A 13,448-nucleotide genomic window follows, 5' to 3' on the forward strand; every position below is an offset into this window, starting at 1 on the left:
AACATGTTCAGAGCAAATGCTTTGTCTATGTTTTCTGTGGTCTCTTTTTGTATATATACCTACTAAGAGGATGGAGGCAATTAAGATGAATAAATTAAACTTTGCGAGCTTTAACAGAAGCCTTATTTTAGAAAAAATGACAGAAGAGACTTATGACGTATTAGTAATCGGTGGTGGTATTACAGGTAGTGGTATAGCCTTGGATGCTGCAACACGTGGATTAAAAACGGCTGTCGTTGAAATGCAGGACTTTGCTGCCGGTACATCCAGCCGCTCCACTAAGCTTGTACACGGAGGACTACGATACTTAAAACAACTAGAAGTAAAGATGGTGGCAGAAGTAGGGAAGGAACGTGCGGTCGTTTATGAAAATGGTCCACATGTTACGACACCTGAATGGATGTTGTTGCCGATTCAACAAGGAGGAACATTTGGGAAATTCTCGACGTCCTTAGGTTTAAGGGTGTATGACTTCCTGGCAAATGTAAAAAGATCGGAACGCCGCAAAATGTTGAACGCACAAGAAACGCTAGCACGTGAGCCACTATTAAACAGCAAAGGGTTAAAAGGTGGAGGCGTTTATGTAGAATATCGTACAGATGACGCGCGCCTTACCATCGAAGTCATGAAGGAAGCGGTCAAGCGCGGGGCAGAAGCAGTCAACTATGCAAAAGTAGAAGAACTCTTGTATGAAGATGGAAAAGTAGTAGGAGCAAAAGTGGTCGATCAATTAACCAAAAAGACATATACGATCCGTGCTAAAAAAATCGTAAATGCTGCTGGTCCTTGGGTAGATACTCTACGTGAAATGGACGGCTCCAAAAAAGGAAAGCATTTGCAACATACAAAAGGAATTCACTTAGTTTTCGATCAGAAGAAATTCCCGTTGAAACAGGCGATCTATTTTGATACACAAGACAAAAGAATGATTTTTGCCATACCGCGAGATGGCAAAACATATGTTGGGACAACGGATACCGTATATAAGGAAGACATGGTCCATCCACGTATGACTAAAGAGGATAAGACCTATGTACTTGAAGCGATTTCTTACATGTTTCCTTCCTTAAAGCTTAAGGAGTCTGATATTGAATCCAGTTGGACGGGGCTACGTCCGTTAATCCATGAAGAAGGAAAATCAGCCTCTGAGATTTCCAGAAAAGACGAGGTGTGGATCTCAGACTCTGGGTTGATTACCATCGCAGGAGGAAAACTGACAGGTTATCGTAAAATGGCAGAAATGGTTGTTGATTTAATTAATAAGCAGTTTGAAAAAGAAACCGGTAAAAATTATGGGAGATCCAAAACAAAGCATATGCCGATTTCAGGTGGAGATGTTGGAGGTTCTACTAACTTTCCTTCCTATATGAAAGAGAAAGTAAACGAAGGAATGAAACTAGGGTTTACAGAAGAAGAAGCTACTAAGCTTTCCGCAATGTACGGGTCAAATGTGGATAAACTGTATGCCATTGCCAAAACAGATGCAGCTCAAGCCAAAAAAGCTGGGTTACCATTAGATGTGTATGTTAGGGTGTTGTATGCAATTAGAGAAGAAATGACGACAACTCCTTCAGATTTCTTCATCCGCAGAACGGGAGCATTATTTTTCGACATCGCCTGGGTAGAGAACTGGAAAACAAAAGTTTTGGAACTAATGGGCAAGGAATTAGTTTGGAGCAGAGAGCAAAAAGAGCAACATCGAATCTTTTTAGAGCGTCATTTGCATGATGCAGTAAGAGCGGTGGACGAAGAGCAGGGTTTTGATCAAAAGGTTTCCAATAAAATTAGTTAAGTTTTTTTAAACAAGGAATTGCATAAGGCAATTCCTTTTCTTTTTTAGTATAATAATGAGTGAAAACGTTCACGAACGCGTAATTTGTCATAATTCGACGTATTATTTTTGCAGGAAGCATTAGTATGGAAGTAGAAGTCTTACTATATCCTGATAAACGCAAGGAGGAAAAGACAGATGAAATGGATGGAGAAATTTGATCTTTGGGAGTCACACACCAAACTTGATGAAGAAATGGTGAAGCTGATACAAGAAATGAAGCACGATGACAAGGTGAAAGAAGAAAGCTTCTATAAGGAATTGGAATTTGGTACAGGTGGAATGCGCGGGGAAATCGGCGCAGGTACAAACCGAATGAATATATATACTGTTCGAAAAGCGTCTGAAGGATTGGCACGATACATAGAATCCTTTGGTGAAGAAGCGAAAAAAGGAGGAGTGGCCATCGCATATGATTGCCGTCATAAATCTCCGGAGTTCGCAATGGAAGCAGCAAAAACGTTGGCAAGCCATGGCATCCAGACGTATGTATTTGAAAGCCTGCGTCCGACACCGGTACTATCTTTTGCTGTTCGTTACTTAGGAGCATTCTCCGGTATCGTTGTAACGGCTAGCCATAACCCACCGGAATATAACGGCTATAAAGTGTATGGTCCAGATGGAGGACAATTGCCGTTGTTTGAAGCGGATCAGGTTATCTCAAAAGTGAATGAAGTCGAAAATGAGCTTGAGATACAGGTTGCTTCAGAAGAAGAGCTGAAGAATAAAGGCCTGATTAAAATCATTGGCGAAGAATTGGACAGGGAGTACTTAAAGCAGCTTACTACTATTAGTGTACACCCTGAGTTAGGGGAAGAAATGGGTGAAGATGTGAAGGTTGTTTTCACTCCGTTACACGGAACAGCTAACCTGCCAGTTCGTGAGGGGCTTGCTGCACTTGGATATAAAAATGTGAAAGTGGTGGCAGAGCAAGAACAGCCAGATCCAAACTTCTCTACTGTATCCTCTCCAAACCCGGAGGAGCATGCAGCATTTGAATTGGCAATTCGTGATGGCAAGCAAATCGATGCCGATATTTTAATCGCAACAGATCCGGATGCAGACCGTCTTGGAGTAGCAGTGAAAAATGCTGACGGTGAGTATGTCGTATTGACTGGTAATCAGACGGGTGCTCTTTTCCTACACTATATATTGTCTGAAAAGAAGGCAACAGGTACGCTTCCTTCCAACGGTGTGATGTTAAAAACGATTGTAACATCAGAGTTTGGCCGTGTGATTGCCGACAGCTACGGTGTTGCAACAGTAGATACGTTAACTGGTTTCAAATTTATCGGAGAGAAAATCAAGCAGTATGAAGAGAGTGGAGAATATACTTTCTTATTCGGTTACGAAGAGAGCTATGGTTCCTTGATTGCTGATTTTGCTCGTGATAAAGATGCGGTTCAAGCATGCATCATGGCAGTGGAAATCTGCGCATTCTACAAGAGACTTGGCAAGACGATGTATGAAGGGTTAATGGAGTTGTATGAGGAATACGGCTACTACCTGGAAGGCATGAAGTCTTTGACGTTAAAAGGAAAAGAAGGAGCAGAACAAATTGCAAACCTTCTGACAGCGTTCCGCAACACGCCGCCAGCGGAAGTGGCAGGATACGCGGTTACAGCAATCGAGGATTACTCCACGCAAGAAAGATTGGTTGTGGAAACAAAGGCTGTAGAAAAAATGGAACTTCCAAAATCAAATGTGCTGAAGTATTTCCTTGAAGACGGCACATGGGTATGTGTAAGACCTTCCGGAACAGAGCCGAAGATTAAGTTCTACTTCGGAACGCAGTCTGAGAAAATGGAAGACAGTAAAGAGAAATTGGAAACTATCTCGACTTCGTTGATGGAGAAAGTGGATCAGTTTTTAAATAGCATGAATTCTGTAGGAAAAGCTTAATTAGACAAACAAGATTGCCGTTTCAAGCAGAGTATTTGTGCTTGAGGCGGTTTTTTGTTGTTCTGCTACGACCAAAGTCGTACAAAAACCCGGACTTTTTCCGAAGGCCAAAAGGGATTCCCGCTGTTACAATAGAAAGATATAGATGACATGTAAGCTAGATGAATCAAGGGGGACATGCATAGTGGTCCAGGAAAATCAAAGAATTCAAGAACTGCGTGCGCTGAAAATTATTGCGGAATCGCTTAATCAAGCGAATGACTTACCGACAATGCTTGAGAGTGTGTTAAAAGAACTACTTCAAGTGACTAGCCTCCAAACAGGCTGGATTTACCTTATAGATGAAAAAGGAAACTATACATTGGCAGCGGAACATGAGCTTCCGGGTGCACTCAAAAACAACAATAAAAAACCGATGTGTGAAGGCGGGTGTTGGTGCCTTGATCGCTATCAGGACGGCAGGCTCAAGCGTGCATCTAACATCATAGCCTGTAAAAGGTTAGAGGATGCAGTCAAATTTGAATGGGGCGAAACAAACAATATTACCCACCATGCAACAGTCCCATTACGTGCAGGAGAAGAAAAGTTTGGTCTTCTGAATGTAGCGGCACCTTCTAAAACACATTTTTCAGATACGGAACTGGCGCTTTTAGAGTCTGTTGCCTATCAAATTGGAACTGCAATTAAGCGTATCAGGCTTTCTGAAAATGAGCAACATCTCTCCATTTTGGCGGAAAGAAACCGCTTGGCAAGGGATTTGCATGATTCGGTCAATCAACTTCTTTTTTCACTCATGCTTACGGCAAGAGGAACAAAAGAACTTACAAAAGACCAGCAAATCCTCGAAATGCTGACTTATATGCAGGAACTTTCACAAGAGGCATTAAGTGAAATGAGAGCGCTTATCTGGCAACTGAGACCTGAAGGGTTGGAAAATGGGGTCGTCAGTGCGTTGTTAAACTACGGAAAAGTTCTTGGACTCACCATCCATTCCGAAGTGAAAGGCGTGATTGACCTCCCAAACCACATGGAAGAATGCTTATGGCGCATCGGTCAGGAAGCATTGAATAATTGCAAAAAGCATGCAGGTGAAAAAAAGGCTTGTCTGCTAATAGAAGTGAAAAATCAAAAAGTCTCTATGGAGATCAAAGATTCAGGATTAGGGTTTTCTTTTACACAAAGTAAAGAGATTCCTTCACTAGGTTTAAGAAGTATGAAGGAGAGAACGGAAGCTCAGGGTGGTACGTTCACGTTGTTAAGTGAACTTGGAAAAGGTACGCTTGTGCGTGTGGAGATGCCAGTGACAAAGGGGGAGAAAAAATGATTAGAATTGTAATTGCAGATGACCACCATGTGGTAAGAAGAGGCCTGCTTTTTTTCTTAAAAACGCAGAAAGATATAGAAATTGTAGGGGAAGCGAAAAACGGGAAGGAAGCAGTGGAGCTTGCCGAAGCATTGAAACCAGATGTTATTCTAATGGATTTGGTTATGCCTGAGATGGATGGAATTGAAGCAACGAAACAGATCGTGGAAAGGAATATCCCGTCCAAGGTATTGATTTTGACCAGTTTCGCTGACCAGGATCATGTCATCCCTGCCATACGTGCCGGTGCAACTGGCTATCAACTGAAGGATGTGGAACCTGACCAATTGATTGAATCAATACGTGCCGTTCACCGGGGAGAAAGTCAACTTCATCCTAAAGTAACGTCACATGTGATGTCCCATTTTACGAAAGGATTCGGAAGCACAAACTTGCATGAAGAGTTGACTAAACGCGAGCTTGAAGTTTTAGCTGAGATAGCAAAAGGAAAGAGCAATAAAGAAATTGCCTCTTCTTTGTTTATCACCGAAAAGACTGTTAAAACCCATGTTTCGAATATTTTGGCTAAGCTTGAAGTAGCAGATCGGACTCAGGCAGCATTATATGCAGTAAAACATGGCATTGCTTGATCTACGACTTTAGTTGTAGAAAAAATGAATCATTTTTCGTAGAGAAAGTTAGCTATTTCTTCCGATTTGCCAAAGAAGAATGTCGAATATACTAAAAGTATAAAGACAACTGAAGGGAGTAAATAGTGATGAATATTTTAGCGATAAGCGGTAGTCCGAGAAAAAATGGCCGCACAGGAATTGCAGCAAGGTTTTTTCAAAATAAATATGGTGTAGAGGTTATTGATTTAAGTGATGGCGACATTCCGCTATACAATGGAGAAGCTTATCAGGCGGAGCTTGAAAACGTGGAGTCCTTGAGAGCAAAAGTTAAAGGTGCCGATGCGGTTCTGCTTATGTCTCCTGAATACCATAGCGGCATGAGTGGTGCATTGAAAAATGCGTTGGATTTCTTGGGCAGCGAGCAGTTCCATAGCAAGCCTGTTGGGTTGCTGGCAGTTGCAGGTGGTGGTAAAGGCGGAATCAATGCATTGAACAATATGCGTGTGGTGGGCCGTGGCGTTTACGCAAATGTGATACCAAGGCAATTGGTGTTAGATCCGCATTGTTTTGAATATGAAAATGATTCATTGAATGATGAAAGTGCTGAATTGGTGGATGCACTTTATAAAGAGTTAGTGATGTATGTGAAAATGCGTGAATATGTGATGCAAAGTGAAGAGGCCTGATAGAGGGCCTTTTTTTATTGTTCTAGCATTTGTTAATAGGTCTTCATGGTCAGTATGGGTCAGTATGAAGACCTGTGTGGCAAGAAAATCGGGCGAGAGAAGTCTTCATGAGCGGTATGAAGACATGAGTGGCAAGAATATCGAGCGAGAGAAGTCTTCATGGTCGGTATGAAGACTTGAGTGGCAAGAATATCGAGCGAGAGAAGTCTTCATGGGCGGTATGAAGACCTGAGTGGCAAGAAAATCGGGCGAGAGAAGTCTTCATGGTCGTCTCTTATCTTCTAGGGATACTTTCTTTCGTTACTTCGTCAGAAATCCGAACGTGCAAAGTCTAATTTGCCAAAATCAATAATAAAAACAGCAACCCAAGGCTCGTAACACCCGGGATTACTGTTTGTTTAAGAAATGATTTACACCATATATCCGTGACTGATTTCATCCAATTGATCTTCTGTGCTCCTTGTTACAGCGTGATCAATATATCGAAGCAATTGATAGAGGTTCTTCTCAATTTCCTTATAATCCTTAGAAAAGTTGTAGGAATGAAGGAAATGCTCGATATTTTTGGAGAGGAAATCATCTTTAGTCCGCACCATCAAAATAAGCAGGTTATCCCATTCAGAACGGTGCGTATAATATAAGGCGCGGTCATAATCAACTGTGTTCATCTGGAATCCTCGCCTCCTCTTGTTAAGGAGTGCTATTATTTTGTGTCAAAAAGTGATGTTTCCTCCGTTGAAAATGTTGGTCGTATCTCCATTCGAATACTTACACAAAATAAATGAAATGCGATTTTGAGGTGTATAAATGAAGCGATGGAAAGCGATTGTTTTACTGTTTATATTTGTGCAAATTAACCCACTCATTTCAGAAGCAGAGCAAATAGTGAATGCTCAGGAATGGTATACGTATGACAGGATGAGGGAAGATTTAAGGCTTTTGAAAAGAAAGTATAAGGAAGACATGCAAATTAAGCTAATTGGAAAATCAGAGTTTGGTCAAAATATCTGGGCTGCGAAAATAGGTGAAGGTAAAGAAAATATCATTATACTTGGTGGTCACCATGGAAGGGAATGGCTTACGACAAGTCTTGTTATGACTAAGCTGGAATATTACTTAGAGGCGTATACGAGCGGTCAAGATATATTTGGTTACAATTCGCAAATATTGGATGATGTTTCAATATGGTTTGTCCCGATGGTCAATCCGGATGGGATACGGATTCAACAAGAAGGTATAGGTTTTTTGCCTAAACATCATCAAACACGATTAATCCACATGAATGAGAATAGTATGGATTTTGATCGATGGAAAGCTAATGGAATGGGAATAGATTTGAACAGGCAATACCCAGCAGGGTGGGGAAATATTAAAGAAAAAACGGCAGCTCCATCCTTTCAATATTATAAGGGGAAGTACCCGCTGCAGGCGAAAGAGGTCCAGGCAGTTGTACATTTTACAAAAGAATTAGAGCCGTTAATGGCGGTCACTTATCACTCCTCGGGGAGAGTTCTATATTGGTACTTCAAAAATAATCAAGCGGTGGTAAAACGAGATAAAAAATTAGCAGATCACTTATCAAGGTTAACAGGTTATGAACTTGACCAACCGGAGGAGCATGCGGTTGGTGGAGGGTTTTCCGACTGGTTTGTTTCAGAATTCAATAGGCCATCTTTCACACCGGAGATTTCTTATTTTGTCGAAGATACAAATCCTCCAATATCGGTTTTCCAGGAAGAATGGAAGCGGAATAAAAAGGTGGGAATCTACCTTGTGGCTAAAGCGAAATATCTGTTTCTTGACAGTAATGAATCTAAAATGAATGAGGCAGAATAACAGTATAGGTTTTTCACCAAGAAAAAAGGGGTATTAAATTTGTTAAGTGTTTTATTTAAGAGTAGCTAAAAAAGGTTGACACCGTCCGTTTTTCCCTTGTAAAGTAGAAATTATGAAAAATGAAATCAACTCAGGTGAGGCTTAATGCACCTTCATTCCTCCAAAAATGACAGGTGCTTTTTTAATGAATAAAAACAGATTCCCCTTGTTGACTGAAGTGCGAGGTGTGAGACTCCTGAGGGAGATAGCGGTAGCTTGAGACCCCGCAGCCGAAGCCGAGGAGGCTCAAACACCACCCAGGAAAGCGAACACCTGGAACGAAAGAGAAACAGGGAGTCACACAGAATCTAGACATAAATTAAGGTGGTGGTAACGAACATGGATAGTAGTCCAAGTCCAAGTCCGAGGACGAATTTTATAAGAAGTACAGGAACATACATATCATTATTAGTTACCACACAACCGGTAAAATAAAGATGTGATTCCTTGTACTCCTTAGCAGGCAGAGGAGGCAAAGCTCATGGTGAAAAACATGACAGAGGATCAAATCATTCTAAACATCATAACCTTTTTAAAAGACGGGAAGCGAAAAGCTTTCCAAGATATTATAGAAGAACTTCAACCTTATGATACAGGAGTCATCTACCAACAGCTTCCAGAAAAACATAAAGTAAGATTTCTCACCTACCTTACAATTGAGCAGTTAACTGCACTAATACAAGAGCTAAACCAAGAATTGCAATTAGAAGTATTACAAAAAATCGGCGTAGAAAAATCAGCTAAAGTTATGGACCGTATGGATAATGACGATTTAGCATCTTTATTCGACGAAATGGATCCAGAGGTTAAAAGCCGATTCCTAGCAAAAATGAACAAAGAAGAATCCACCGCCGTTCAGGACTTAATGAAATATGAAGCGGAAACTGCCGGTCGATTGATGACTAACCGGTACGTGTGGATCCCTCAGGAATACACAGTCCGAGAAGTGGTCGATAAACTCAAATCATTCGCGGAACTAGCTGAGACCATCAACTACTTATATGTGATTGACGAAGAGAAAAGGCTTGTAGGCGTTGTCTCTTATCGTGATCTTATTTTGGCGGATGCGCACGAAAAAATTCAGGAAATAATGTTTTCCAGGGTCATTTCGGTTCATGTAGATACAGACCAAGAAGAAGTGGCAAATATCATCGAGCGTTATGACTTCTTAGCGGTCCCTGTTGTGGACGATGAAAAAACACTGATTGGAATCATTACAGTCGATGATGTCATCGACGTCGTCATTCAAGAAGCAAATGAAGATATTGAAAAACTTTCAGCATCTGGTAAAGATATTGACTTTGATACACCTGCTCTAGTGGCTTCTGCAAGACGTTTGCCGTGGTTGATCTTATTATTATTTATTGGACTCATTTCAGGCAGTATTATAAGCGGGTTTGAAGATACATTAGGTACAGTTGTAGCGCTTGCATTCTTTATGCCGATGATTGCAGGGATGACAGGTAATACAGGTACACAGTCACTTGCAGTAATTGTTCGTGGACTAATATCACGGGATTTGGATAAAAAGCTGGTTACAAAAGTTGTTTTACGTGAACTTGGAGTGGGAATAACCATTGGAATTACATGTGCTGTTTTAATTGCCATCATTGCATTTGTTTGGCGAGGAGATTTGATTTTAGGAATGGTTGTAGGAGTTTCTTTATTTTTCACTCTGATCATCGGTACACTGGCGGGTACCATAATCCCATTAATTCTTTATAAGTTAAACATTGACCCGGCCATTGCATCCGGTCCACTTATTACAACAGTAAATGATATCCTTTCATTATTAATTTATTTTGGAATTGCGACAGCATTTCTATCATATTTAGCACCATAAAAAATATAAAAAAGTCCATCCTTACCAACAGATTTCTGTTAGAAAGGATGGACTTTTTTCTAATGCGACGGCTGTGCTTTCTTCTTTAAAAGCCTCATCAGTAAGAAGATATTAATAAATATGGTGTAACATCCTATAGCAACCAAGCCAACTGTAGAAAGTTCTATCATCTCTAAGATGAGGCTAAGCATGGTAACGATATAAAGGAAACCCAAAAGCTTTTGAATACTTCTGCTTTTAAAGAAAGAGGTCGCTTTTGCACCCAATTGAGAACCAAAGATGGCTCCGGCAATTAAGAATAATCCTACTTTGAAATTAATTGGATTATTGACTGCATAAGTAATGAATCCTGCACTGACAATCAAAATAACTCCTGCAAGGCTTGTTGCTACTGCCTGTTTAGATGAGAAGCCGTAGTAAGCAATCAATAACGGTACAATGATAAATCCGCCACCGACACCGAGTGTAGTAGATAGGAACCCTGCAATGAAACCGATGAAAATGAACTTCCAGAAGCTTTGTTTGTTGGAAGTGGCATCATAATCAACTCGATTATCCCCTTTATCTTTCTTCAACATTTTATAGGCAAAATAAGTGAGTAAGGCAAGGTATAGAATTGGTACAACAGTGGTGTCGTATCCATTAGACTCAAGCCAGCTTACAACGGGGTAGGCAATTTGTGTGGCAACAACACCACTCGCTCCAATAATGACAGCTGCTTTCCATTGGATATTTTTCATTTTAAAATGTGCATACACACCAGCCATGGATGTTCCGATGGTATAAAGAAGACTAGTGGAAATCGCCTCAATTGGTGTGTAACCAATAAGAAGCAATACAGGAGTCAGTACAAGGCCGCCTCCTATTCCAAAAAAACCGGAAAGCATACTGATTGAAAATCCTAATAGTATAAATAATAAAAATTCCATAAATGTATTCTCCTCCAAAAACGCTTATCTACAGTATAACATTGTGCCAAAGTCAGGGGTTTGTATATAGAAAAAAGTCGCAATAGAACAATCCCCTCTCATGTTATTGTCACCTTGTTCATACATTGTGATAAGAGGAAAAGGGAGGTAGTTTTGATGAGAGCAAATGATGAAAAGGCCTTATTCCATGCCATTGATGAAATTACCGAGATTGCCAAAGGGTTTGGACTGGACTTTTATCCAATGCGTTATGAAATTTGTCCTGCTGATATCATCTATACGTTTGGAGCATACGGAATGCCGACACGCTTTTCCCATTGGAGCTTCGGGAAGCAATTTCACAAGATGAAACTTCATTATGATCTGGGACTCAGTAAGATATATGAATTGGTAATCAACTCTAATCCATGTTATGCCTTTTTGTTAGACACTAACTCACTTATCCAGAATAAGCTGATTGTGGCGCATGTACTGGCCCATTGTGACTTTTTTAAAAATAACTGCCGGTTCCAAAACACGAACAGGGATATGGTGGAAAGTATGGCGGCTACAGCGGAGAGAATTAAACAATATGAACAAGATTATGGGAAAGGGGAAGTAGAGGACTTCCTTAATGCCGTACTTGCGATACAGGAGCATATCGATCCTTCCTTAGTCCGTTCCAAGCTTGCTTGGAGCATGGAGGATATGGAAGAAGAGGAAGAGGCACCGAAAAGGGCGAGCCAATATGATGATCTTTGGAACTTGGATGTAAGAAATAAACCTAGAGCAGTCCCAAAAAAGAGGAAAAAGAAGTTTCCTCCACAGCCGGAAAAAGATATTCTGCTATTCATTGAACAATACAGCAGCGAGCTTGAAGACTGGCAACGTGATATCCTGACCATGATGCGCGAGGAAATGCTCTACTTCTGGCCGCAAATGGAAACAAAAATCATGAACGAAGGCTGGGCTTCCTACTGGCATCAACGTATCCTGCGTGAATTGGATCTGACAAGCGATGAGGCATTGGAGTATGCAAAATTGAACGCTGGAGTTGTGCAACCTTCCAAGACTAGCATCAATCCATATTACTTGGGTATCAAAATTTTTGAAGATATCGAGGAACGCTACGACAATCCATCCGAGGCAATGAAACGGGATGGTGTGAAGCCTGGCTCAGGTAGGGAAAAAATGTTCGAAGTAAGGGAAGTGGAATCTGATATTTCCTTCCTGCGCAACTATTTGAATAAGGACCTCGTCATGCGGGAGGATATGTATCTGTTCCAGAAGCAAGGCAAAGACTATAAGATAGTCGATAAAGCCTGGGAAGGGGTCCGCGATCAGCTGGTGAATATGAGGGTAAACGGTGGTTTCCCATATATTACGGTAAATGATGGAGACTATCTAAGAGCAGGCGAGCTATACTTGAAACATTGGTATGAGGGAATTGAACTGGACCTTAAATACCTGGAGAAAGTGATGCCGTATATTTTTCAAATTTGGGGGCGTCCTGTCCACATGGAATCGATGATCGAGACGAAAAATGTGCTGTTTACCTATGACGGAAAGAGCGTTCATCGGAAGTATATATAAAAAACCTTGAGGGGTTCGGTTCCCTCAAGGTTTTTTATATAATTCCGAGGTGTAAAAATCATCATCGGTCATTACATATTTATGAACTTGTTCCAATGCCGAATGCAGGACAGGTGACAAAGAATTGCAGGAGTATGCGCAAACTGAAAGCATGCCTTCTCTAACAACAAAGTCATCTGAAGTAATTTCGTATTCCCTAAGCTGCTCAGCATCCGGCTCGTCTGATGCCCACTCTACATGAGCCCAGGTACGGATGGAGCGATTGTCTTTTTTCAATATAGTAACATCTTTTTCGAAATGCCCCAATATTGTCTTGGTATTAAAATCTCCACCTGAAAAATAATAATCAAAATTATTGACGATTCTTATGGCGGATTGCTGATCTTCGCTGTATCGCTGCTTTATTGTATCTTTTATTTTTGGGAGGTTTTTCATACTTTCAATAATAAGTATATTTTCTTTATTGTTAATGCCTGAGTCTATAAATGATAGTAAATGGTCTAGATAGACGTCTATCTCTTTAAAACGATAGTAGACATGCCCTTCCGTGATACTCTCTAGGTTTTGGGGGGTAAAAGCAGGAATTGGTCTCACCTCTAAATACGTATTTTGATCTCAACCAAAACAAACAGAATACTTATTGCTTATTCTAGAAGATATCCAGTTCATTATAACATGAACAACAATTATAAGTATTTTAATTGACTGCTACACCAATACCCACAGCAAAAGCGATATCGGGGTTAATCAGGATGGAGATATTGTTGATTGATTTTGACTGATAGTGATTATTTTTGATTGATAATGATTGATTTTTGTAAGAGCTTACATTACAATGAAAATACATATTAACGAACCAGGAGAAGGTGATTTGC

The 13,448-nt window shown here is 40.6% G+C and carries 11 protein-coding genes; 8 read left to right on the plus strand and 3 right to left on the minus strand.

Annotation, left to right across the window (positions count from 1 at the left end; genetic code table 11):
• Positions 1–85: 85 nt before the first annotated feature.
• The 5 genes from B4U37_RS05815 to B4U37_RS05835 all read left to right on the plus strand — a co-directional run bounded on the left by B4U37_RS05815 (position 86) and on the right by B4U37_RS05835 (position 6,354).
• Complete coding sequence (locus tag B4U37_RS05815) at positions 86–1,792, plus strand: glycerol-3-phosphate dehydrogenase/oxidase (RefSeq protein ID WP_088017468.1); 1,707 nt, start codon at positions 86–88, stop codon at positions 1,790–1,792.
• A 177-nt stretch (positions 1,793–1,969) separates the two neighbouring features.
• Complete coding sequence (locus B4U37_RS05820; RefSeq protein ID WP_088017469.1) at positions 1,970–3,733, plus strand: phospho-sugar mutase; 1,764 nt, start codon at positions 1,970–1,972, stop codon at positions 3,731–3,733.
• A 145-nt stretch (positions 3,734–3,878) separates the two neighbouring features.
• Positions 3,879–5,057 (plus strand): GAF domain-containing sensor histidine kinase, encoded by a 1,179-nt coding sequence (locus B4U37_RS05825; RefSeq protein ID WP_157663724.1) that lies wholly within the window; start codon positions 3,879–3,881, stop codon positions 5,055–5,057.
• Positions 5,054–5,686: a response regulator gene (locus B4U37_RS05830; RefSeq protein WP_010198270.1), complete on the plus strand. Its 633-nt coding sequence runs from the start codon at positions 5,054–5,056 to the stop codon at positions 5,684–5,686. The genes B4U37_RS05825 and B4U37_RS05830 overlap by 4 nt, the downstream gene beginning before the upstream one ends.
• A gap of 128 nt (positions 5,687–5,814) precedes the next feature.
• Positions 5,815–6,354 carry an NADPH-dependent FMN reductase gene (locus B4U37_RS05835; protein ID WP_088017471.1) on the plus strand — a complete coding sequence of 180 codons (540 nt, stop codon included), beginning with the start codon at positions 5,815–5,817 and terminating at the stop codon, positions 6,352–6,354.
• Positions 6,355–6,764: 410 nt separating this feature from the next.
• On the opposite strand, the gene B4U37_RS05840 is transcribed toward B4U37_RS05835, so the two are convergent.
• The gene (locus B4U37_RS05840) at positions 6,765–7,022 is read right to left on the minus strand and encodes a YhdB family protein (protein WP_029326573.1); all 258 of its coding nucleotides are present in this window, start codon (positions 7,020–7,022) and stop codon (positions 6,765–6,767) included.
• 139 nt (positions 7,023–7,161) lie between these two features.
• Here B4U37_RS05840 and B4U37_RS05845 point away from each other — a divergent pair, with 139 nt between their 5' ends.
• Positions 7,162–8,190, plus strand: a complete 1,029-nt coding sequence (locus tag B4U37_RS05845) for a M14 family zinc carboxypeptidase (RefSeq protein ID WP_088017472.1) — start codon at positions 7,162–7,164, stop codon at positions 8,188–8,190.
• A gap of 520 nt (positions 8,191–8,710) precedes the next feature.
• Positions 8,711–10,072 (plus strand): magnesium transporter, encoded by a 1,362-nt coding sequence (gene mgtE / locus B4U37_RS05850; RefSeq protein WP_088017473.1) that lies wholly within the window; start codon positions 8,711–8,713, stop codon positions 10,070–10,072.
• A 59-nt stretch (positions 10,073–10,131) separates the two neighbouring features.
• On the opposite strand, the gene B4U37_RS05855 is transcribed toward mgtE, so the two are convergent.
• Complete coding sequence (locus B4U37_RS05855; RefSeq protein WP_010198279.1) at positions 10,132–11,001, minus strand: sulfite exporter TauE/SafE family protein; 870 nt, start codon at positions 10,999–11,001, stop codon at positions 10,132–10,134.
• Between the two features lie 156 nt (positions 11,002–11,157).
• Between B4U37_RS05855 and B4U37_RS05860 the strand changes: the two genes are divergently transcribed.
• The gene (locus B4U37_RS05860; RefSeq protein ID WP_088017474.1) at positions 11,158–12,573 is read left to right on the plus strand and encodes a SpoVR family protein; all 1,416 of its coding nucleotides are present in this window, start codon (positions 11,158–11,160) and stop codon (positions 12,571–12,573) included.
• 24 nt (positions 12,574–12,597) lie between these two features.
• On the opposite strand, the gene B4U37_RS05865 is transcribed toward B4U37_RS05860, so the two are convergent.
• Positions 12,598–13,167, minus strand: coding sequence for an MEDS domain-containing protein (locus B4U37_RS05865; RefSeq protein WP_088017475.1), 570 nt, complete (start codon positions 13,165–13,167; stop codon positions 12,598–12,600).
• Between the last annotated feature and the right edge of the window lie 281 nt (positions 13,168–13,448).

Source organism: Sutcliffiella horikoshii (assembly GCF_002157855.1).
GTDB classification, from domain to species: Bacteria; Bacillota; Bacilli; order Bacillales; family Bacillaceae_I; genus Sutcliffiella_A; species Sutcliffiella_A horikoshii_C.